Origin of the sequence: uncultured Plantibacter sp. (assembly GCF_963518075.1) — a bacterium.
Taxonomy (GTDB): Bacteria; Actinomycetota; Actinomycetes; order Actinomycetales; family Microbacteriaceae; genus Plantibacter; species Plantibacter flavus_A.
Genome location: NZ_CAUQHZ010000002.1, coordinates 56,977 through 77,652 on the forward strand (window position 1 = coordinate 56,977; position 20,676 = coordinate 77,652).

General features: G+C 68.7%; 18 protein-coding genes and 2 tRNA genes. 12 read left to right on the forward strand and 8 right to left on the reverse strand.

The features are described from left to right. Window positions 1-125 precede the first annotated feature (125 nt). Window positions 126-2,669 carry an aminopeptidase N gene (gene pepN, locus RWN05_RS04025; protein ID WP_314138643.1) on the reverse strand — a complete coding sequence of 848 codons (2,544 nt, stop codon included), beginning with the start codon at window positions 2,667-2,669 and terminating at the stop codon, window positions 126-128. 142 nt (window positions 2,670-2,811) lie between these two features. Here pepN and RWN05_RS04030 point away from each other — a divergent pair, with 142 nt between their 5' ends. The 4 genes from RWN05_RS04030 (at window position 2,812) to RWN05_RS04045 (ending at window position 6,612) form a co-directional block, all read left to right on the forward strand. Beyond that, entirely contained in the window at window positions 2,812-3,435 is a 624-nt protein-coding gene (locus RWN05_RS04030) for a DsbA family protein (RefSeq protein ID WP_314138644.1), read from the forward strand. 35 nt (window positions 3,436-3,470) lie between these two features. Then, entirely contained in the window at window positions 3,471-3,959 is a 489-nt protein-coding gene (locus tag RWN05_RS04035; protein WP_314138646.1) for a ribose-5-phosphate isomerase, read from the forward strand. A gap of 63 nt (window positions 3,960-4,022) precedes the next feature. Further along, entirely contained in the window at window positions 4,023-5,024 is a 1,002-nt protein-coding gene (locus tag RWN05_RS04040) for an Fpg/Nei family DNA glycosylase (protein WP_085510674.1), read from the forward strand. 37 nt (window positions 5,025-5,061) lie between these two features. After that, the gene (locus tag RWN05_RS04045) at window positions 5,062-6,612 is read left to right on the forward strand and encodes an amidohydrolase family protein (protein ID WP_314138647.1); all 1,551 of its coding nucleotides are present in this window, start codon (window positions 5,062-5,064) and stop codon (window positions 6,610-6,612) included. 88 nt (window positions 6,613-6,700) lie between these two features. Here the strand turns inward: RWN05_RS04045 and RWN05_RS04050 are convergent, their stop codons facing one another. After that, window positions 6,701-7,189 (reverse strand): Dps family protein, encoded by a 489-nt coding sequence (locus RWN05_RS04050; protein ID WP_064295149.1) that lies wholly within the window; start codon window positions 7,187-7,189, stop codon window positions 6,701-6,703. A 215-nt stretch (window positions 7,190-7,404) separates the two neighbouring features. Here RWN05_RS04050 and RWN05_RS04055 point away from each other — a divergent pair, with 215 nt between their 5' ends. Further along, window positions 7,405-7,941, forward strand: a complete 537-nt coding sequence (locus tag RWN05_RS04055) for a gamma carbonic anhydrase family protein (RefSeq protein ID WP_314138649.1) — start codon at window positions 7,405-7,407, stop codon at window positions 7,939-7,941. Here RWN05_RS04055 and RWN05_RS04060 read toward each other — a convergent pair. Further along, window positions 7,938-8,129 carry a hypothetical protein gene (locus RWN05_RS04060; RefSeq protein ID WP_079002307.1) on the reverse strand — a complete coding sequence of 64 codons (192 nt, stop codon included), beginning with the start codon at window positions 8,127-8,129 and terminating at the stop codon, window positions 7,938-7,940. The two genes, RWN05_RS04055 and RWN05_RS04060, sit on opposite strands and share 4 nt — an antisense overlap. 353 nt (window positions 8,130-8,482) lie before the next feature. Here RWN05_RS04060 and RWN05_RS04065 point away from each other — a divergent pair, with 353 nt between their 5' ends. Then, on the forward strand, window positions 8,483-9,754 hold the full coding sequence (locus RWN05_RS04065; protein WP_314138651.1) for a DUF222 domain-containing protein: 1,272 nt from the start codon (window positions 8,483-8,485) through the stop codon (window positions 9,752-9,754). Window positions 9,755-9,952: 198 nt separating this feature from the next. Here the strand turns inward: RWN05_RS04065 and RWN05_RS04070 are convergent. Beyond that, window positions 9,953-10,023: transfer RNA gene (locus RWN05_RS04070), tRNA-Gly, on the reverse strand. A 193-nt stretch (window positions 10,024-10,216) separates the two neighbouring features. Here RWN05_RS04070 and RWN05_RS04075 point away from each other — a divergent pair. The 6 genes from RWN05_RS04075 (at window position 10,217) to clpX (ending at window position 15,230) form a co-directional block, all read left to right on the forward strand. Beyond that, window positions 10,217-10,290 (forward strand) — tRNA-Pro (locus RWN05_RS04075). 55 nt (window positions 10,291-10,345) lie between these two features. Beyond that, on the forward strand, window positions 10,346-11,812 hold the full coding sequence (tig, locus tag RWN05_RS04080; protein WP_071260850.1) for a trigger factor: 1,467 nt from the start codon (window positions 10,346-10,348) through the stop codon (window positions 11,810-11,812). Window positions 11,813-11,897: 85 nt separating this feature from the next. After that, window positions 11,898-12,404 (forward strand): tetratricopeptide repeat protein, encoded by a 507-nt coding sequence (locus RWN05_RS04085; protein WP_314138654.1) that lies wholly within the window; start codon window positions 11,898-11,900, stop codon window positions 12,402-12,404. A 144-nt stretch (window positions 12,405-12,548) separates the two neighbouring features. Next, window positions 12,549-13,142: an ATP-dependent Clp protease proteolytic subunit gene (locus RWN05_RS04090; RefSeq protein ID WP_056006680.1), complete on the forward strand. Its 594-nt coding sequence runs from the start codon at window positions 12,549-12,551 to the stop codon at window positions 13,140-13,142. A gap of 30 nt (window positions 13,143-13,172) precedes the next feature. Beyond that, on the forward strand, window positions 13,173-13,841 hold the full coding sequence (locus tag RWN05_RS04095) for an ATP-dependent Clp protease proteolytic subunit (RefSeq protein ID WP_071260849.1): 669 nt from the start codon (window positions 13,173-13,175) through the stop codon (window positions 13,839-13,841). A gap of 111 nt (window positions 13,842-13,952) precedes the next feature. After that, window positions 13,953-15,230 carry an ATP-dependent Clp protease ATP-binding subunit ClpX gene (gene clpX, locus RWN05_RS04100; RefSeq protein WP_064295154.1) on the forward strand — a complete coding sequence of 426 codons (1,278 nt, stop codon included), beginning with the start codon at window positions 13,953-13,955 and terminating at the stop codon, window positions 15,228-15,230. A 72-nt stretch (window positions 15,231-15,302) separates the two neighbouring features. Here the strand turns inward: clpX and RWN05_RS04105 are convergent, their stop codons facing one another. The 4 genes from RWN05_RS04105 to valS are packed head-to-tail and all read right to left on the reverse strand — an operon-like array spanning window position 15,303 to window position 20,667. Continuing rightward, the gene (locus RWN05_RS04105; RefSeq protein ID WP_314138658.1) at window positions 15,303-17,336 is read right to left on the reverse strand and encodes a M3 family metallopeptidase; all 2,034 of its coding nucleotides are present in this window, start codon (window positions 17,334-17,336) and stop codon (window positions 15,303-15,305) included. A 33-nt stretch (window positions 17,337-17,369) separates the two neighbouring features. After that, entirely contained in the window at window positions 17,370-17,627 is a 258-nt protein-coding gene (locus tag RWN05_RS04110) for a hypothetical protein (RefSeq protein ID WP_079002311.1), read from the reverse strand. Beyond that, window positions 17,627-18,073, reverse strand: coding sequence for a GNAT family N-acetyltransferase (locus RWN05_RS04115; RefSeq protein WP_064295157.1), 447 nt, complete (start codon window positions 18,071-18,073; stop codon window positions 17,627-17,629). Before RWN05_RS04115 ends, RWN05_RS04110 begins: the two co-directional genes overlap by 1 nt. Further along, complete coding sequence (gene valS, locus RWN05_RS04120; RefSeq protein ID WP_314138659.1) at window positions 18,070-20,667, reverse strand: valine--tRNA ligase; 2,598 nt, start codon at window positions 20,665-20,667, stop codon at window positions 18,070-18,072. Before valS ends, RWN05_RS04115 begins: the two co-directional genes overlap by 4 nt. Window positions 20,668-20,676 lie beyond the last annotated feature (9 nt).

The window sequence follows — 20,676 nt, forward strand, 5'->3', positions numbered from 1 at the left end:
GTCGGTCGTCGTTCACTGGTCGGCGCATCCCTCCAGGATACGGAGAACCCCTCCACAGCGGGTCGTGCCGTGGAGGGGTTCTCGCCAGAGGATCCTGGTACCGGAGTGCTATCCGGCCGAGTGGATCATGCGGCGTCCCGTGCCTGTGCCGCGAGTGCCCGCTCGACCCCGGCGAGGGCTTCGACGAGCATGCGTCGGAGTGCCGGGACATCGGCGTTGGCGTCCAACCACGCGCGGGTGCGGTCGCGGAGCTCGGTGGAGGCGAGCGCCGCCGGGTAGAGCCCCTCGACGATGTACTCGGCGATCTTGTAGCTGCGGGACTCCCAGACCGAGGTGAGCGCGGCGAAGTACGGCTCGACGAGCGGCTGCAGGACGGCCGGGTCGATGACATGCCCGAACCCGAGACCGACGTTCCGGACGATCGCGTTCGGCTGGTCGTCGTGCTCGACGACCGAGTCGAACGCTGCACGCTTGCCCTCGACGGTGGGGATCGTCGCCCGTGCGCGAGCGGCCGCCTGCGCACCGTTCGCCGTGTTGTCCTCGGCGAGCGCCGCATCGATGTCCGAACCGTCCGCGAGACCGAGGAGGACCAGGCCCTCGAGGAGCTCCCAGTGGAGGTCGGTGTCGATCTCCAGGCCCGGGAGTGCCGCGGAGCCGTCTCGCAGCGCACGCAGGTGCTCGCCGTGCTCGGGGGTCGAGGCGAGGGCGGCGAAGAACTTCACGAACTGGAACTGCGCGTCCGAGCCGGCCTCAGCCTCCTGGGCGAGCGTCCAGAGCGCGTCGCCGACACGGGAGATGGTAGCCAGGCGGCGTTCCGGAGCGACGTAGTTGCGCGCGGCCAGACCGAGCTGGCCGAGCGTCGTGCGCAGGGTCGTCGACTCGGTCTCCGTGGCGATGTTCCCGAGGACGAGCTCCACGTAGTCGGAGGCGCTCGACTCGGCGTCGCGGGTCGCGTCCCAGGCGGCGCCCCAGACCAGCGAGCGTGCGAGCGGGTCCTCGATCGAGGCGAGGTGGCCGATCGCCGTCGCGAGCGACCGCTCGTCGAGGCGGATCTTCGCGTAGGCGAGGTCGTCGTCGTTCAGCAGCACCAGGTCGGGCTGCGTCGCACCGACGAGCTCCGGCACCTCGGTGAGCGCCCCGTCGACGTCGAGTTCGACGCGTCGGGTGCGGACGAGCTTGCCGTCCTGCAGCCGGTACAGGCCGATGGCGAGGCGGTGCGGACGCAGCGTGTCGTAGTCCGCGGGGACCGTCTGACGGACGGCGAACGCGGTGAACGCGCCGTCGGCGTCGACCGTGAACTCCGGGCTCAACGTCCCGACCCCGGCGGTCTCGAGCCACAGCTTGGACCACTCGCGGAGGTCGCGGCCGCTCGTCGCCTCGAGCTCGACGAGCAGGTCGTCGAGCACCGTGTTGCCGAACTCGTGCTTGCGGAAGTAGTTGCCCACGCCGGCGAAGAACGCCTCGATGCCCACCCATGCGGCGAGCTGCTTCAGGACGGAGCCGCCCTTGGCGTAGGTGATGCCGTCGAAGTTGACCTGGACGTCCTCGAGGTCGTTGATGGTCGCGACGATGGGGTGCGTCGACGGCAGCTGGTCCTGGCGGTAGGCCCAGGTCTTCTCCATCGCGTTGAACGTCGTCCACGCCTCGGTCCACTCGGTGGCCTCCGCGGTGGCGATCGTCGAAGCCCATTCGGCGAACGACTCGTTCAACCACAGGTCGTTCCACCACTTCATGGTGACGAGGTCGCCGAACCACATGTGCGCGAGCTCGTGCAGGATCGTGACGACCCGGCGCTCCTTGATCGCGTCGGTCACCTTCGAGCGGAACACGTAGGTCTCGGTGAAGGTCACCGCGCCGGCGTTCTCCATCGCGCCCGCGTTGAACTCGGGGACGAAGAGCTGGTCGTACTTCTCGAACGGGTAGGGGTACGCGAACTTCTCCTCGTAGTACGCGAAGCCCTGACGCGTCTTCTCGAAGATGTAGTCGGCGTCGAGGTACTCCGCCAGGCTCTTCCGCGCGAAGACGCCCAGCGGGATGGTCCGGCCGTCGCTCGAGGTGAGCTCGCTGCGCACCACGTCGTACGGGCCGGCCACGATCGCGGTGATGTAGGAGGAGATGCGCTGCGTGGGTGCGAAGCTCCAGGTCGCCGCGCCGTCGTGCGCCGGTACCGGCTCGGGCGTGGGGGAGTTGCTGACGACCTGCCAGGCCGCGGGCGCCGTGATCGTGAAGGTGAACGTCGCCTTCAGATCGGGCTGCTCGAACACCGCGAACACCCGACGGGAGTCCGGCACCTCGAACTGGCTGTAGAGGTACACCTCGCCGTCGACGGGGTCGACGAATCGGTGGAGGCCCTCACCGGTGTTGGTGTACTCGGCGTCAGCGTCGACGACGAGCACGTTCTCCGCAGCGAGGCCGTCGAGCTGGATGCGCACGCCGTCGGAGACGGTCGACGGGTCGAGCTCGACGCCGTTCAGGGTGACCGAGTGCACGGTGCGCGTCATGGCGTCGATGAAGGTCGAAGCACCCGGTTCACCGGTGAAGCGGACCGTCGTGGTGCTGCGGAACACCTCGGGACCGGTCGTGAGGTCGAGCACGACCTCGTAGCTCGACGTGTCGACGAGCGCCCTGCGCTCCTGGGCTTCGACTCGGGTGAGGTTCTCTCCTGGCACAACTGCTCCCTGGTGTTGATGGACACGTGACGTGTGAACTGCACGTGGTCGCTCGTGACGACCGCGGCACGGTCAACCAGCCTAGACCCGCCGTCCGTCCGTTTCGGGGGAGTCGACGGGGATCGGCGCGTAGGGTGACGGCATGACGACTTCCGCTGCAGACAACACCCGCGTCGACTTCTGGTTCGACCCCTCCTGCCCGTGGGCCTGGATGACCTCGCGTTGGGTCGACGAGGTCACCGAAGCCCGGAACCTCGACGTCCACTGGCACATCATGAGCCTCGCCGTCCTCAACGAGGACCAGGACGTCAGCGACGACTACCGGGCCTTCTTCCCCCGGGCGCTCCGATACACGCGGCTCGTCGCCGCCGCGGCAGCCGAACACGGACTCGCGGTCGTCAAGCCGCTCTACGACGCGCTCGGGACGCGGATCCACCCCGGCGGACGCGCGGAGGACGTCGACGCCGTGATCGCCGAGGCACTCGCCGAGACCGGGCTCCCGGCGGCGCTCGCCGAAGCGTCGACGACGGACGCCTACGACGGGCCCATGCGCGAGAGCCACTTCGACGGCATCGGCCGGGTCGGCCAGGATGTCGGCACCCCCGTCATCGCGATCGACGACGTGGCGTTCTTCGGACCCGTCATCTCGCCGGCGCCGAAGGGCGAGCAGGCGCTCGCACTGTGGGACGGTGTCGTCGCCGCTGCCTCCTACCCGGGCTTCTTCGAGCTGAAGCGCAGCCGCACGGCGGACCCGATCTTCGACTGACGCGACGCCGGCGCCCGGAACCCTAGACTTTCCACATGCGCATCCACATCGCCACCGATCACGCCGGTCTCGAACTCAGTCAGTTCCTGCAGGACCACCTGCGCGCAGCCGGTCACGACGTCGTCGACCACGGCCCGGCCGAGTACGACGCGTTGGACGACTACCCGGCGTTCTGCATCAACGCGGCGAAGGCCGTCGTGCGCGACCAGCAGGCCGGTGTCGACGCCCTCGGCGTGGTGTTCGGCGGCTCGGGCAACGGCGAGCAGATCGCCGCGAACAAGGTCGTCGGTGTCCGCGCGGCGCTCGTCTGGAACCTCAGCACGGCGCAGCTGGCTCGGCAGCACAACGACGCCAACGTCATCTCGATCGGTGCGCGTCAGCACAGCACCGACGAGGCGGTGTCCTTCATCGACGCGTTCGTAGCCGAGCCGTTCAGCCTCGAGGAACGTCACGCCCGTCGGATCGCCCAACTCGCCGAATTCGAGGCGACCGGCACCATCGCCGGCAAGCACGTCGACGCCTGACGCGTCCTCCACCGCCACCGCGCGGCGCGCCGGATCGCGTCGCCCACCGAGTGAGGAGTCACCATGCCCGAGGGGCACTCCGTCCATCGCATCGCCCGACAGTTCGCTCAGAACTTCGTCGGCCACCGGGTCTCCGTGTCCTCTCCCCAGGGGCGCTTCGCCGAGGGTGCCGCCGTGCTCGACGGCCGGACGGTCACCGACGCCAAGGCCGTGGGCAAGCAGATGTTCCTCGAGTTCGACGACGGACTGTGGTTGCGGGTGCACCTCGGTCTGTACGGCGCGTGGGACTTCGCCGGTGAGATCCGGTCGGACCCGACCATCGCCGCCTCGAACGGCCGCATGGGGCAGACGAACCAGCGCGGCACGGTGCTCGACGACGACGATGCGCCGATCCACGATGCGGACGGGGAGAACTCCCTGCACAGCATCGGTGCACCGCGCCGGGCCAGGGTCCGGATGTCCGAGCAGTCGAGTCCACTCGCCGAGATCGACGAGCGGTTCCCACCCGAACCGGTGGGTCAGGTGCGCGTGCGGCTGTTGACCGAGACGACCGTGGCAGACCTCCGCGGGCCGACCGCCTGCGAGGTGATCGACGCCGCCGGGGTGCAGGCCGTCATCGATCGGCTCGGACCGGATCCACTGCTCGACCCGAGCGCGGAGGCGGGGGAACGGTTCGTGTCGCGTGCACACCGCAAGGGTTCCCCGATCGGCCTGCTCCTCATGGATCAGCAGATCATCAGCGGGATCGGCAACGTCTACCGCGCCGAACTGCTGTTCCGCGCCCGTCTCGATCCGCACCGCACCGGGAAGACGGTCCCCGTCGAGACGCTCCGCGAGATCTGGCTCGACTGGACGCGCTTGCTCGCGATCGGGGTCGAGACCGGACAGATGATGACGATGGACGACCTGTCGGCGGCCGACTACCGCCTCGCGATGGCCAACCGCGCCGATCGCCACTGGGTCTACAAGCGGGAGGGGCTTCCGTGCCGGGTCTGCGGGACGAACATCCTCCTCGAGGAGATGGGCGCCCGCAAGCTGTACTGGTGCCCGAACTGTCAGCGCTGAACCGAACCCGCCTGCCGAACCGACGAGGACCGATGTGATGACCGAGCACCGCCCTGGACCCGTCGGCGACCTCGTCACGACGATCGCCGACGTCCACTTGTCCGGACCGCGCCGCGGAGGCTCGTCCGATGCCGAACGGGTCGACGTCCTGCTGGAGGGCGGCTCGATCGTGGCGATCCGACCCGCCGATCCCGAGGTCCTGCTCAGCTCCGACCCGGGGGTGTTGGACGGTGGTGGTGGCTTCCTCCTGCCGGGGCTCTGGGACCACCACGTGCACTTCACCCAGTGGGCGCGCACGGCCAGGCGCGTTGACCTGTCCTCGGCCGCATCCGCCGCCGAGGCGGTCGAGTTGGTCGCCGAGCGGATCGCTCAGGAGGCCGACGGTGACGGCTGGGTCGAGGGCGCGAGGTTCCGGGACGCCCTCTGGCCGGACACGCCCACGTTCGCCCTGCTGGACGCGATCGCACCGGATCGCGAGGTCGTGCTGGTCAGCGCCGACCTCCACTGCTGCTGGCTGAACAGCGCGGCGCTCCGGGCCACGGGCTTCGCCGACCATCCCACCGGCCTGTTGCGGGAGGAGGAGTCGTTCGCCGTCCTCAAGCAGCTCGACCAGGTCGCCGACGAGCTCTCCGACCGCTGGGTCGACGCCGCAGCCGACCAGGCGGCGTCCCGCGGCGTCGTCGGTGTCGTCGACCTGGAGATGCGCTGGAACGCCGCGGACTGGATCCGTCGGGTCGGGAACGGGACTCGCGCGCTGCGCATCTCCTTCGGTGTGTACGCCGAGCACCTCGAGCGCGCGATCGACGCCGGGCTCGTGACCGGGGGAGTACTCGCCGGAACGGACGGTTTGGTGCAGGTCGGCCCGTTCAAGGTCATCACCGACGGATCCCTCAACACCCGGACGGCTTGCTGCGACGCGCCCTATCCGGGTTCGGCTCCTGGAACCGACGCGCACGGGATGCTCAACGTCCCGCCGGAGCGACTCACCGCATTGCTCACCCTTGCGACCGCCAACGGCCTCCACTGTGCGGTGCACGCCATCGGCGACCGAGCCAACACCCTGGCGCTCGACGCGATCGAGACGACCGGCGCGAAGGGCACGATCGAGCACGCGCAGCTCCTCCGGGCGTCGGACCTCGCGCGGTTCGCGCGGACCGGAACGGCTGCGAGCGTCCAGCCGGAACACGCGATGGACGATCGGGACATCGCCGAGGTCCACTGGGCCGGGCGCACCGACCGTGCCTTCGTGCTCCGCAGCCTCCTCGACGCCGGTGCAACGCTCCGACTCGGTTCCGACGCCCCGGTCGCTCCGCTCGACCCGTGGGTCTCCATCGCCGCCGCCGTGACGCGCAGCCGCGATGGACGCGAGGCCTGGCACGGCGAGCAGGCCATCACGGTCGAGGAGGCGCTGGCGGCGTCGACCAGAGGAGACGACGACGTGGTGGCCGTCGGCCGCCCCGCCGACCTCGTCGTCGTGGGGTTCGACCCGTTCTCCTGCGCGCCGGAGGCCCTGCGCACCATGCCGGTCCTGGCGACGATGCTGGGTGGGCGCCTGACGGCAGCCGTGAGGCCCGGCCCGGGGGCGTGACGCTGCTCGGTCCGCGGGAACACGACGAAGGGGCAGCCACGATCGACTGCCCCTTCGGCCGTGATGCTGCGGGTGATCCGCCCGGTTGCTAGCGGCTGAGGTGGGCGAAGAGGAACCAGCGGTCCTTGTCGAGGCCGCGGGCGATCTCGATCGCGATGTCCTGGCTGGTCTGGTCGAGCTCGTCGAGCTCGTCGACCGCGGTGTTGACCGAGGCGGACGCTGCGTCGATGAGGGCGATGACCTCGGCGATGGTGCGGTCGGACTGCTGGAAGCCCTCGCTCAGCTCGGGCGTGCTGGTCTTCGCGGCGACGGTGCTGAGGCGTGCGTCGACCGGGAGGCCGAGGGCGACGATGCGCTCCGCGGCGAGGTCGGCCCACTCCTGCGCGTGGTCGACGATGTCGTCGAGCAGTTCGTGGACCCCGATGAAGTTCGCACCACGCACGTGCCAGTGGGCCTGCTTGCCGTTGACGACGATGGCGGTGAGGTCGACGACGACGGGGCTGAGGAACTGCGCGGTGCCTGCTGCGACGTCCGGGTTGGCGACGGCCTGCGGAATGGAGGTGGTGATGTCGGTCATGGTGTTTCCCCTTCGTTGACGAGTGAGGCCCTGGTCGGACGGATTCGTCGGTCTGCTTGAATGCAACGGTACTCAGCCGCAGACATTCCGCAAGGAAGTCGAGGCTCGGCTTACGAAGGGTGCACTCAGCAAGGAAAGCCTGACCGTACCGGCGATTCACCCCGGAACGACGCGGGTTCCCGTCCGTCGGAGCCGCCTGCGATAGCGTGGCCGGTATGACGCTGCACGGTTCGGTCAGGAAACTCTCAGACGGACGCTCGCCCCGCATCGATCCGAGCGCCTACACGGCGCCGGGATCCGTGCTGGTGGGGGCCGTCGCGCTCGCCGCGGATTCGAGCGTCTGGTACAACGCCGTCCTGCGTGCGGACTCCGACTCGATCACGCTCGGCGCCGGGTCCAACATCCAGGACGGGGTCGCCGTGCACACGGACAGCGGCCACCCGACGGTCATCGGGCGCAACGTCTCCGTCGGACACAACGCGGTCGTCCACGGCTGCACCGTCGAGGACGACTGCCTCATCGGTATGGGTTCCGTGGTCCTGAGCGGAGCCGTGATCGGTGCCGGGTCGCTCGTCGCCGGGGGAGCCGTGGTCCTCGAGGGCATGATCGTGCCGCCCGGTTCGCTCGTCGCGGGGGTCCCGGCCAAGGTGCGGCGGGAGTTGACGGCCGACGAGCAGGAGGCGATCCGGCAGAACGCAGCGCACTACGTCGCGCTCAGAGCGGTCCACGCCGCAGCCGTCGACGAGGATTAGCGGCGGCGTGCGTCGCGCTTCTTGAGGCGACGCTGCGCGGCGAGCGAGCCGGACAGGCAGACGACGCAGCCGATCATGCAGATGAGGCCGACGCCGAGTCGTCCGGTCGCGAGCGCGTACACCCCGATGAAGAAGACGAGCGCGCCGGCCACCGTCCAGATGTGGGGCCAGATCGCGTCGAGTCGCATGCGCTCAGCCTAGGCCGTCGCGCATCCCGTGCTCCGTCCTCCCCGCGCTTCGACCCCTCGAACGGCACACGAGCGACCTCCCCGCTCCGGTGGTCTCCCTCCCGACCCCGATGACCACCTCCGGTCCCTGGGGGACCTCCTCCGGTCCCTGAGCCTGTCGAAGGGCATGCGGAGAACCTCACGAATCCGGCGCCCTCCCTCCGGTCCAGAGCTTGTCGAAGGGCATGCGGGGAACCTCACGAATCCGGCGCGCGTCCTCCGGTCCCTGAGCTTGTCGAAGGGCACACGAACAACTTCCACAGTCACCCTCACTCGGCATCTGGAATGTCAGTGGTCCATGGTGGACTTGTCCCATGACCGAGACCACCATCACCGCGATCCGCGCGAGCGACGAGCACGCCGCACGCCTCGCGGAGTTCTCGGACCACTATGCGGACATCCAGCGTCGGCGTGCTGCTCTGGACGCCGAGGAGGCCCGGCTGCTCGCCCGCTCTGCCGCTTACGCGGACGCCTTCGCAGACGTCGCGGTTCCGGCGATCTTCCCGCCGGCTGAACGTCAGGCCCTCTCCCGCCGGTCGACCTGTGCGGCGCTCGCGATGGCGACACGGACGCCGGAACGGACGGTTCAGCGTGCGACCAACGATGCCGAACTGCTCGTGAACGAAGCGCCGACTGTGCTTGCCTCACTTGAGGCCGGTCGTATCTCCGCCCGGCATGCGCAGACCATCACGGACCAGCTCTGCGACGTCCCGACCGCAGGGCGAGCGGTGTTCCTCGCCGAGGTCCTGCCGGTCGCCGAACAATCCACCAATGCGTACCTCCGGAAGCGTGCCCGCGTTCTGCGCGAGCGCCTCCACCCGGAATCGATCACCGCGCGCGCAACCCGTTCGGAGGCTGACCGCCGGGTCGAGTTCGAACCTGCCGCCGACGGCATGGCGTGGGTGCACCTGTTCACCACGGCACCGATCGCGCAAGGCATCATCGAGCGGGTCGAGACGGCAGCTGCGGAATCGCGCAAGGCCGGTGACACCCGCACCTGCGGACAACTCCAGGCCGACGCGCTCGCGGCGCTCGCACTCACCGGCGTCACACCCGACGACGTCATGTCCAGCGCGGTCCTCCCGCACCCGATCGAGGTGCAGGAGCACATCAAGCCGACCGTGCAGATCACGGTCCCGGCACTGAGCATGGCCGGTGTCTCGGACGCCCCGGCCACCCTCGACGGCTACGGGCCCATCGACCCCGAGACCGCAGCACGCATCGCGGTGAACGCTCCGAGCTTCACCCGGATCCTGGTCCAGCCGGAAACGGGATCCGTGCTGTCCGTCGGGCGGAACCAGTACCGGGTCCCGGCCGACCTGCAACGCGCGGTGCGCCTCCGGGACGGCACCTGTCGCGCACCGGGCTGCGGGAGGCGAGCCAGAGCGTGCGATCTCGACCATTCCGTCGCGTGGGAAGACGGCGGGACGACGGATGTCGGCAATCTCGCGTGCCTGTGTCGACATCACCACCGGATGAAGCACCTGCCGGGTTGGAACCTCGATCATGGTCCCGGTGGGGTGCTCGAGTGGACGACACCCGACGGGAAACACCACCGCACAGAACCGGACCCTGCTCCGTTCTGACCTCGGAACGACAAGGCGTCCTCGTGGGCACTTCGACAGGCTCAGCGACCGGGAGAGGTTCGCTCGGGACGCTTCGCCCCCTGAGCCTGTCGAAGAGTGCGACGAGCCTGTCGAAGGGTGTGACGTCAGGAAGGCCCTGTGCGATGACCGAACCGTCGCGCCTGCTTTCGCGCCGCCGCCTGGTTCTGATGTATTGAGAGGGGATGACGGGAATCGAACCCGCGTAATCAGTTTGGAAGACTGAGGCTCTACCATTGAGCTACATCCCCGAGGCGCCGCACTGCGACGAACTCACCCGGTAATGCTACTGCATCCCGAGCGCCCATCCGTGCAGCCACGTGTGCCGAGGCCGGTTCCGCCCCGGGAACCGCACAGGGGCCGCACAGATTCTGGGCTAGACTGACCGAGGCCATTTCGCCCACCGCTCGTCGGTCGGGCCGGCTGGCCGGATTGTCGCCGATCCGGGGCGTAGCTCAGCTTGGTAGAGCGCCCGGTTTGGGACCGGGAGGTCGCAGGTTCGAATCCTGTCGCCCCGACTCCGTTTTGCGTCCTCAACTGAGGCAGAATCCCCGACACAGGAGAAGTAATCACGTGAAGACCACGGTCGAGAAGCTGAGCCCCACTCGCGTCAAGCTCGCCATCGCGGTGACGCCCGAGGAGCTCAAGCCGAGCATCACCCACGCCTACGGACACATCGCCGAGGACATCAACGTCCCCGGCTTCCGTAAGGGCAAGGTGCCACCGGCGATCATCGACCAGCGCGTCGGCAAGGGCGCCGTGATCGAGCACGCCGTCAACGAGGGCCTCGACGGCTTCTTCCGCAAGGCACTCGAGGAGAACGAACTCCGTCCGCTCGGCCGCCCGCAGGCCGACATCGTCGAGTGGCCGAACGAGAAGGACTTCTCCGGCGACCTGCTCGTGAACATCGAGGTCGACGTCCGTCCCGAGATCACGCTTCCCGACTACGAGGGCCTCAAGCTCACCGTCGACGCCCAGGAAGCCGGCGAAGCCGACGTCCAGGACGAGCTCGACCGCATCCGCGCGCGCTTCGGCACGCTCGTGACCGTCGACCGCCCGGCCAAGACGGGCGACTTCGCCCAGCTCGACCTGGTCGCCAAGATCAACGACGCCGAGGTCGACCGCGCGAGCGGCGTCTCCTACGAGATCGGTTCGGGCGAGCTGCTCACCGGCATCGACGAGGCACTCGACTCCCTCACCGCCGGTGAGACCACCACCTTCACCTCGCCGCTGCTCGGTGGCGAGCACGAGGGCGAGGACGCCGAGGTCACCGTCACCCTGACCGCCGTCAAGGAGCGCGAGCTCCCCGAGGCCGACGACGACTTCGCTCAGATCGCGAGCGAGTTCGACACCATCGACGAGTTCAAGGCGCAGCTGCGTGAGGTCGTCGAGCGCCAGCAGGTCATCACCCAGGGCCGCGACGCACGCACCGCGCTCGTCGACGCCATGCTCGAGGCCGCGCAGATCCCCGTGCCCGAGAGCGTCATCGAGGACGAGGTGCACCGTCACCTCGAGGGCGAGAACCGCCTCGAGGACGACGAGCACCGCGCCGAGGTCACCGAGTCCAGCGAGAAGGCACTGCGCACGCAGCTCCTCCTCGACGCCCTCGCCGAGTCGCTCAACGTCCAGGTGAACCAGAACGAGCTCACCGAATACCTCATCCAGAGCGCGTCGCAGTACGGCATGGAACCCGGTGAATTCATCGAGGCACTCGGCCAGCAGGGTCAGATCCCAGCCATGGTCGGCGAGGTCGCCCGCAACAAGGCCATCGCCATCGCGCTCGGCAAGGCCGAGGTCGTCGACTCCAACGGCAAGCCCGTCGACCTGAGCGACTTCGTCGCCGTGGTCGAGGACGAGGACGCCGCCACCGAGACTGCAGCCGACGAGACGACCGAGGCTCCGGCCGAGGACGCCGCCGACGAGGCTCCGGTCGAGGCCGAGCCGAAGAAGGCCGCCGCCAAGAAGGCACCTGCGAAGAAGGCGCCCGCCAAGAAGGCACCGGCCAAGAAGGCCGCTGCCGACGAGGCCGCTGCCGAGTAGGACAGCAACCAGCAGTGACGACAGGGGCGGAAGCGATTCCGCCCCTGTCGTCGTCTCCGGACACATCAGCCGAATGGGAGCAATGATGACGACGATCGAACCAACCGGCTGGGACGAACGGGTCGCAGCCGTCTGGGCCGACGAGACCATCGACGACGAGCAGCGCATCGCGGCCATCGACGCGCTGGTCGCGGAGCGTCCGGCGGGTGACGCCCGTGCCGCGTTCCAGGCCGCCGGTGCACGCGACTCCGCCGGCCACGAGGTCGAGGCCGAGGTCTTCTACCGCGCCGCCCTCGAAGCCGGGCTCGACGAGGAGCACCGTCCGCAGGCGATCATCCAACTGGCCAGCACGCTCCGTAACCTCGGCCGGACCGCTGAGAGCGTCGATCTGCTCGAACAGCAGCTCGCGGACGATCCGACCGGTCCGTACGCGGACGCGACCGCGGCCTTCCTGGCACTGGCGCTCGCCAGCTCGGGGGACCCGCGCCGAGCGACCGCGGTCGCCCTCCGTGCCCTTGTGCCGCACCTCCCGCGCTACCACCGGTCCGTCCGCGCCTACGCCGACGAACTCGAGACGGATCCGCTCCGCTGAGACCCGGCGGTCGCGCGGTCCGTCCGCTCGCCGTCCGCCTCCGGCGAACCCCGCCGCCCGGGAGTCTGCCGAGGGCGAACAGGGCGTTGGTGGTGCGTCGCCTCCGATAGATTCGAACCACTGCACAACCGAAACGGAGCGATAATGGCCGAACCACAGTTCTCGCCCAGTGTCTTTGACCGCCTGCTGAAGGACCGGATCATCTGGCTGGGCGCCGAGGTCCGCGACGAGAACGCGAACGAGATCGCGGCCAAGCTGCTGCTGCTCGCCGCGGACGACCCGAAGCGCGACATCTACCTCTACATCAACTCGCCCGGTGGCTCCATCACGGCCGGCATGGCCATCTACGACACCATGCAGTTCGTGCCGAACGACATCGTCACGGTCGGTATCGGCATGGCCGCGTCGATGGGTCAGCTCCTCCTCACGGCCGGCACCAAGGGCAAGCGCTACATCACCCCGAACGCCCGCGTGCTCCTCCACCAGCCGCACGGCGGATTCGGCGGGACGTCGAGCGACATCCAGACCCAGGCGCAGCTCATCCTCGACATGAAGCGCCGTCTCGCCGAGATCACCGCGGCACAGACCGGCAAGAGCGTCGAGCAGATCAACGCCGATGGCGACCGCGACCGTTGGTTCAACGCCGAAGAGGCGCTCGAATACGGTTTCGTCGACCACCTCCGTGAGTCCGCGCTCGACGTGGCCGGCGGCGGCGGAACCGTCGACAGCGACAAGTAACCCGGCTTCGACCAGACAGGAATGCAACACATGGAGACTCCAACGTTCAGTGCGGCGGGCCGCTCGCTGCAGATGCCGGGTGCTCGCTACATCCTCCCGAGCTTCGAAGAGCGCACGGCCTACGGCTACAAGCGCCAGGACCCGTACGCGAAGCTCTTCGAGGACCGCATCATCTTCCTCGGCGTGCAGGTCGACGACGCATCGGCCGACGACATCATGGCCCAGCTGCTCGTGCTCGAGAGCATGGACCCCGACCGCGACATCGTCATGTACATCAACTCGCCCGGTGGCTCGTTCACCGCGATGACGGCGATCTACGACACGATGCAGTACATCCGTCCGCACGTCATGACGGTGGTCCTCGGACAGGCGGCCTCCGCCGCTGCCGTGCTCACCGCCGCCGGTACGCCGGGTAAGCGCCTGGCGCTCCCGAACGCCCGCATCCTGATCCACCAGCCCGCCGTCGGCGAGGCCGGCCACGGACAGGCTTCGGACATCGAGATCCAGGCGGCCGAGATCCTCCGCATGCGCGGCTGGCTCGAGTCGACCCTGGCCCACCACTCCAACCGTTCGGTGGAGCAGGTCAACAAGGACATCGACCGCGACAAGATCCTCTCGGCCGCCGAGGCGCTCGAGTACGGCCTCATCGACCAGGTGCTCACCTCACGGAAGAACCCGATCGCGGCCATCACGGCCTGACCCGGTTCCCGTGCTCACGACTCGGCGCGTCATCCCAGCGGGGTGGCGCGCCGAGTTGTCGCACGGACAGGTTAGGCTCGGAGCACCGAATCTCCAGGGAGAGGGAAAGACATGGCACGGATAGGCGAAAGCGCCGATCTGCTCAAGTGCTCGTTCTGCGGCAAGAGCCAGAAGCAGGTCCAGCAGCTGATCGCTGGTCCCGGCGTGTACATCTGCGACGAGTGCGTCGAGTTGTGCAACGAGATCATCGCCGAGCGACTCGCCGAAGCGAGCGAGGAGACGGTGAGCGAGTTCGACCTCCCGAAGCCGAAGGAGATCTTCGCCTTCCTCGAGGAGTACGTCATCGGCCAGGAGGCCGCGAAGAAGGCGCTCTCGGTCGCGGTGTACAACCACTACAAGCGCGTCCGCTCCCGTGCCACGCTCGCTCCCGCCGAGACGGTGCACGACGACATCGAGATCGCGAAGAGCAACATCCTCCTCATCGGCCCGACGGGCTGCGGCAAGACCTATCTCGCGCAGACCCTCGCGAAGCGACTCAACGTCCCCTTCGCCGTCGCCGATGCGACCGCATTGACCGAGGCCGGCTACGTCGGCGAGGACGTCGAGAACATCCTCCTCAAGCTCATCCAGGCCGCCGACTACGACGTCAAGCGCGCGGAGACCGGCATCATCTACATCGACGAGGTCGACAAGATCGCCCGTAAGGCGGAGAACCCCTCCATCACGCGCGACGTCTCCGGTGAGGGCGTCCAGCAGGCGCTCCTCAAGATCCTCGAGGGCACCGTCGCCTCGGTACCCCCGCAGGGCGGCCGGAAGCACCCACACCAGGAGTTCATCCAGATCGACACGACGAACGTCCTGTTCATCGTGGCCGGCGCCTTCGCCGGCCTGGAGGAGATCATCTCCTCCCGCGCGGGCAAGAAGGGCATCGGCTTCGGCGCACCCCTGCACAGCAAGGGCGACGACGTGAACCTCTTCGGCGAGGTCCTGCCGGAAGACCTCCACAAGTTCGGCCTCATCCCCGAGTTCATCGGTCGCCTGCCGGTCGTCACGACGGTCACACCGCTCGACCAGCACGCGCTCATGGAGATCCTCACGGTCCCGAAGAACGCGCTCGTGCGTCAGTACCAGCGCATGTTCGAGATCGACGGCGTCGAGCTGGAGTTCGACCAGGCGGCACTCGAAGCGATCGCCGACCTCGCCGTCCTCCGCAAGACCGGTGCCCGAGGGCTCCGAGCCATCATGGAAGAGGTGCTCGGGCCGATCATGTTCGAGGTGCCCTCCACCGACGAGGTCGCTCGCGTGGTCATCACCCGGGAGTCCGTCGTCGAGAACGCGGCCCCGACGATCGTCCCGCGCGCGGCTCGCCGCCAGGAGAAGTCGGCCTAGACGACACCCAGCGGTGGACAGCCCGCCGCAGCGCCCCGGATCCTCCGGAGTAGCTGCGGGGGGCTTCGTCGTTCAGTCCTCGAGCCCGCGGCGTCGGAGGAGCGGCTCGAGGACCGCGTCGCGCCCTCGGAAGTCGCGGTAGGCCTCCAGCGGATCCTTCGAACCGCCGACCCCGAGGAGCTTGGTGCGGAAGCGGTCGCCGTTCTCCCTCGTCAGTCCGCCGTTCTCCGTGAACCAGTCGACGGTGTCGGCGTCGAGCACCTCGCTCCAGATGTAGGAGTAGTAGCCGGCGTCGTATCCACCCGAGAAGGTGTGGGCGAAGTACGTGCTCGCGTACCGGGGCGGGACGGCCGGATTGTCGAGTCCGGCGGATCGGAGCGCCGCCGCCTCGAAGGCCTCCACATCGTCGATGCGGTCATCCGCACCGATGCTGTGCCACGCCTGGTCGAGCATCGCCGCAGCGAGGTACTCGCTCGTTGAGAAGCCCTCGTTGAACCCCTCGGACGCCTGGAGCTTCGCCACCAGTTCCTGCGGCATCGGCTCACCGGTCTCGACGTGCCTGGCGTAGCCGGCGAGCACCTCGGGCCACAGCATCCACATCTCGTTCACCTGGCTCGGGAACTCGACGAAGTCCCGGAACACGTTCGTACCGGAGAACCGCGGGTACTCGACCTCCGCGAAAAGGCCGTGCAGCGCGTGGCCGAACTCGTGGAAGAAGGTCGTGACCTCGTCGAGGCTCAGCAGGGTGGGTTCGCGCTCGGCCGGCTTCGGGACGTTCAGGTTGTTGACCACGACGGTGGGCTGGTCGAGCAGGCGGTTCTGGGAGATGAGCGCGTTCATCCAGGCGCCGCCGCGCTTGCTGTCGCGGGTGTACAAGTCGAGGAGGTACAGGCCGAGGCCGGAGCCGTCCTCGTTCCAGACCTCGAAGACACGGACGTCGGGGTGATAGCCCCGGAGATCGGTCCGTTCGGCGAAGGTGATGCCGTAGAGCTTGGTCGCAGCGGCGAACACCCCGTCGAACAGGACCCGCTCCGCTTCGAAGTACGGGCGCATCACGCTGGTGTCGACGTCGAACCGGTCGATCCTGACCTCTTCGGTCGCGAACGGCCAATCCCATGCTTCGACGGTCTCGAGGCCGGTGACCCGCTCGAGCTCGCGCTGTTCCCGATCCGCGTTGCGGGCAGCGGGGATCGCCAGACGGGAGAGGAGCGCTGCGACGGCCTCCGGGGTCCCCGCGGTCTGGTCCGCGGTGACCACCGCCGCGTGCGACGGGAACCCCAGGAGTGCGGCGCGCTCGGCTCGGAGGCGGGTGATCTCGAGCACGAGGTCACGGTTGTCGTTCGGTCCGCCGTGCGTGCCGCGGGCACGGGAGGCCGTCATGATCCGCTCGCGGACGCCGCGGTGCGTCAACGACGACAGCGCCGGATGGCCGGTCGGGAGGACGAGGGTGATGAGCCATCCGTCGAGACCTCGTTCGGCGGCCGCCTGGGCCGCGGCGGAGATCTCGCCCGCACTCAGCCCGTCGAGCTCAGCGGCATCGGTGAGGTGGACGGCGAGGTCGTTGGTGTCGGCCAGGAGCTGCTTCTCGAACCGGGTGGTCAGCGTCGAGAGGCGGAGATTGAGGTCGGAGAGCCGCTGCTTCTCCTCGGCGTCGAGACCGGCGCCCGCGAGCGTGTGTTCGCTGTACACGCGTCGGACCAGGTAGGCCGCCTCGGCCGACAGCTGGAGGTCGTCGAGACGTGCGTGGACCGCCGCGATCCGCGCGTACAGCGCGGGGTCGAGCCTGATCGCGTCCTCGTGGGCGGCCAGCTGTGGCGCGAGCTCCTCCTCGAGTGCATTGGTGAACGCGGAGCTGTCCGCCGAACTCTGATTGAAGAAGACCGCTGCGACCCGCCTGAGGATCGCGCCGCTCCGTTCGAGCGGGATCAGCGTGTTCTCGAAGGTCGGCGCGTCGTCCTGCGCGGTGATCGCCGCGATCTCGTCGAGTTGCTGCGCGAACCCGGCTGTGAAGGCGGGGCGGAAGTGTTCCTCGCGGATCTCGCCGAACGGCGGCAGCTGATAGGGGAGTGTGCTCGGCTGGAGGAACGGATTCGTGTGTGATTCCATACCTCACCCTATCCAGCGTGCCGGGGAGGAGGCTCAGTCCTCGTCGTCGTCGTGGTCGTCGTCCGGCCGGGTGAGGCTGACGGAACCGTCCGCGTGCTGACGGATGGTCGTACCGTCGTCGAGCTCGACGACGGGTCGGCGTTCGAGCCAGGTGAGGGTCCAGCGCCACGAGGATGCGTCCACGCCCTGCGCGAGCAACTCCTGCTCCTCGGCGGCGATGGCCGTCTGCACCGGCGTCGGCACGTTCTCCGGTGGCTTGGCGCCGACGGCCCAGCGGGTCCCGAGTTGCATCACGGCTCCAGGTCGTAGGTGACCCAGCTCGTGCGGGTCGCCAGTTTGTCGTACACAGCCTGGGCGCGCTCGTTGTCGGCGGCGGTGATCCACCGTACGACGCTGTGGCCGTCCGCCTTCGCGAGGTCGCGGACGTGCTCGATCAGCGCGGTGCCGACTCCTCCGGTGCGGGCGTCCTCGGCGACGAAGAGGTCGTCGAGGTAGAGCCCGGTCCCGCCGGCGAGGGCACGGGGGAACACCCGATAGTGAGCGAGGCCGACGAGGGCGCCCTGTGCGTCCTCCGCGACGAGCGCGGTCAACGGGTGGGTCGGGTCGCTGAGCCAGCCCCACACGAGGACGGCCTTCTCGTCGGTCAGGGGGTTGCCGTAGAACTCCCCGTAGCCGGAGTACAGCGCGTGCCACGCGAACAGGTCGCTCTCGACGGCGGGACGGATGGTGACGCTCATGCGCGTGCCTCCTCGGCGTCGGCCGCCGGGGCGAAGACGATGTCGCCGACCGACAGGACATCGGCGGTGCGGAACTCGAGGGACTCGATGCGTCCGACGGCGCGGAGGTCGTCTGCGACGAGCGCGAGCAGCTCGATCGATGCGGCGGGTCCGGCGATGACCGCGGAGTCCACCGGGGTCTTCTGGGACGCCTTGGCGTCGGTCTTCGCGCGCCGGATGCCCGTGAGTGCCTCGCTCGCGAGCTGCAACACCTGCGGTTCGCCCGCTGCGAGTCCTGCGAACTCCTCGTCGGTGGGCCAGCTGGCACGGTGCACGGAGCCGTCGTGCGTCCAAGACCAGGCTTCCTCGGCCGCGAACGGGATGAACGGGGCGAACAGGCGGAGCAGGGTCGAGAGCGCGATCCGCAGCGCGGCCACCGCCGAAGCCTGCTCAGGGCTCTCCTCGCCGTAGGCCCGCTCCTTGACGAGCTCGAGGTAGTCGTCGCAGAACGTCCAGAAGAACGCTTCGGTGAGCTCGAGCGCGCGCGCGTGGTCGTAACCGGCCAGCGCACTGCTGGCGTCGGCGACGGTCTTGCGGAGGACGCTCAGCATGGCGAGGTCGACGGCCTCCGTCACCGGGGCGTCTTCACGACCGGTGAACCCGAGGATGAACTTCGAGGCGTTGAGCACCTTGATCGCCAGGCGTCGGCCGATCTTGATCTGCGTCGGGTTCTGCGGGTCGAAGGCGGCGTCGGTGCCGAGACGGCTCGAGGCAGCCCAGTACCGGACGGCGTCCGAACCGTGCTGTTCGAGCATGGCCGCCGGCGTGACGACGTTGCCCTTCGACTTCGACATCTTCTTGCGGTCGGGGTCGACGATGAAGCCGGACACGGAGGCGTGCTCCCACGGCTTCCGGTCGTACTCGAGGACGCTGCGGAGCATGGTGGAGAACAGCCAGGTGCGGATGATGTCCTGACCCTGCGGGCGCAGCGAGTACGGGAACACGAGATCCCAGAGCTCGGGGTCGCGCTCCCAGCCGCCCGCGAGCTGCGGGGTGAGGCTCGACGTGGCCCAGGTGTCCATGACGTCGACCTCGCCCATGAACCCACCGGGGACGCCGCGCTGCGACTCGTCGTAACCGGGTGCGGCATCGCTGGAGGGATCGACGGGCAGAGCGGCGTGGTCCGGCGCGATCGGCTGGTCGTAGACCGGGTTGCCGTCGGCGTCGAGCGGGTACCAGAGGGGGATCGGCACACCGAAGAAGCGCTGGCGGGAGATCAGCCAGTCGCCGGACAGACCACCGACCCAGTTCTCGTAGCGCACGCGCATGAAGTCGGGGTGCCACTCGAGCTCCGAGCCGAGTTCGAGGAGGCGGCTGCGGAGCTGTTCGTCGCGGGCGCCGTTGCGGATGTACCACTGGCGGGTCGAGACGATCTCGAGCGGCTTGTCGCCCTTCTCGAAGAACTTCACCGGGTGGGTGATCTGCTTCGGCTCGCCGATCAGGTCGCCCGAGGCTGCGAGGAGGTCGACGACGGTCTGCTTGGCGCTGAAGACGGTCTTCCCGGCGAGCTGCGCGTACGCCTCGAGACCGGCTTCGGAGGTGATCGCCTCAGGGGCCTCCGAGATGACGCGGCCGTCGAAGCCGAGGATCGCGCGGTTGGGGAGGTCGAGTTCGCGCCACCACACGATGTCGGTGATGTCACCGAAGGTGCACACCATCGCGATGCCGGCGCCCTTGTCGGGCTGGGCGAGGTGGTGGGCGAGCACGGGTACCTCGACGCCGAACACCGGCGTGGTCACGGTCGTGCCGAACAGCGGCTTGAAGCGCTCGTCGTCGGGGTGGGCGACGAGGGCGACGCAGGCGGGGAGGAGCTCCGGCCGTGTGGTCTCGATCTCGATGGTGCCGCCGTCCGGGCGGTGGAAGGAGAGCCGACGGTAGGTGCCCGGCTGCTCCTTGTCCTCGAGCTCCGCCTGGGCGACCGCCGTGCGGAAGGTGATGTCCCAGAGGGTCGGCGCCATGGCCTGGTAGGCCTCGCCGCGGTCCAGGTTGCGCAGGAACGCGAGCTGGCTCGCCGTGATCGACTCGTCGCCGATGGTGCGGTAGCTCTGCGTCCAGTCCACGGAGAGGCCGAGCGCACGCCAGACGGCCTCGAACTGCTGCTCGTCCTCGACGGTGAGGCGCTCGCACAGCTCGATGAAGTTGCGACGCGAGATCGGGATCTGATCGGCGGCCTTCGTGCTCTTGTTGTCGCCACCCTCGAACGGCGGGGTGAAGTCAGCGTCGTAGGGGAGTGTCGGGTCGCACCGGACGCCGTAGTAGTTCTGGACGCGGCGTTCGGTCGGGAGGCCGTTGTCGTCCCAGCCCATGGGGTAGAAGACGCGCTTGCCGGTCATCCGCTGGTAGCGGGCGATCACGTCGGTGTGCGTGTAGCTGAAGACGTGACCGATGTGCAGGGAGCCGGATGCGGTCGGCGGCGGGGTGTCGATCGAGTAGATGCACTCACGCGTGGCGCCGTCGCGCTCGAACCGGTAGGTCCCCGCGGACTCCCAGGAGGAGCCCCACTTCTGCTCGAGACCTTCGAGGGCCGGCTTGTCCGGGATGCTGGCAGCGGTCATGAGGCGATC

What these genes read in the sequence shown, in the direction of transcription:
- clpX (WP_064295154.1), top strand. Translation starts at nt 13,953, where the DNA reads ATGGCACGGATAGGCGAAAGCGCCGATCTGCTCAAGTGCTCGTTCTGC.
- RWN05_RS04115 (WP_064295157.1), bottom strand. Translation starts at nt 18,073, where the DNA reads ATGAGCGTCACCATCCGTCCCGCCGTCGAGAGCGACCTGTTCGCGTGG.
- RWN05_RS04040 (WP_085510674.1), top strand. Translation starts at nt 4,023, where the DNA reads ATGCCCGAGGGGCACTCCGTCCATCGCATCGCCCGACAGTTCGCTCAG.
- RWN05_RS04045 (WP_314138647.1), top strand. Translation starts at nt 5,062, where the DNA reads ATGACCGAGCACCGCCCTGGACCCGTCGGCGACCTCGTCACGACGATC.
- RWN05_RS04110 (WP_079002311.1), bottom strand. Translation starts at nt 17,627, where the DNA reads ATGCAACTCGGGACCCGCTGGGCCGTCGGCGCCAAGCCACCGGAGAAC.
- RWN05_RS04105 (WP_314138658.1), bottom strand. Translation starts at nt 17,336, where the DNA reads ATGGAATCACACACGAATCCGTTCCTCCAGCCGAGCACACTCCCCTAT.
- RWN05_RS04065 (WP_314138651.1), top strand. Translation starts at nt 8,483, where the DNA reads ATGACCGAGACCACCATCACCGCGATCCGCGCGAGCGACGAGCACGCC.
- RWN05_RS04050 (WP_064295149.1), bottom strand. Translation starts at nt 7,189, where the DNA reads ATGACCGACATCACCACCTCCATTCCGCAGGCCGTCGCCAACCCGGAC.
- RWN05_RS04090 (WP_056006680.1), top strand. Translation starts at nt 12,549, where the DNA reads ATGGCCGAACCACAGTTCTCGCCCAGTGTCTTTGACCGCCTGCTGAAG.
- valS (WP_314138659.1), bottom strand. Translation starts at nt 20,667, where the DNA reads ATGACCGCTGCCAGCATCCCGGACAAGCCGGCCCTCGAAGGTCTCGAG.
- RWN05_RS04035 (WP_314138646.1), top strand. Translation starts at nt 3,471, where the DNA reads ATGCGCATCCACATCGCCACCGATCACGCCGGTCTCGAACTCAGTCAG.
- RWN05_RS04085 (WP_314138654.1), top strand. Translation starts at nt 11,898, where the DNA reads ATGACGACGATCGAACCAACCGGCTGGGACGAACGGGTCGCAGCCGTC.
- RWN05_RS04060 (WP_079002307.1), bottom strand. Translation starts at nt 8,129, where the DNA reads ATGCGACTCGACGCGATCTGGCCCCACATCTGGACGGTGGCCGGCGCG.
- RWN05_RS04055 (WP_314138649.1), top strand. Translation starts at nt 7,405, where the DNA reads ATGACGCTGCACGGTTCGGTCAGGAAACTCTCAGACGGACGCTCGCCC.
- RWN05_RS04095 (WP_071260849.1), top strand. Translation starts at nt 13,173, where the DNA reads ATGGAGACTCCAACGTTCAGTGCGGCGGGCCGCTCGCTGCAGATGCCG.
- RWN05_RS04030 (WP_314138644.1), top strand. Translation starts at nt 2,812, where the DNA reads ATGACGACTTCCGCTGCAGACAACACCCGCGTCGACTTCTGGTTCGAC.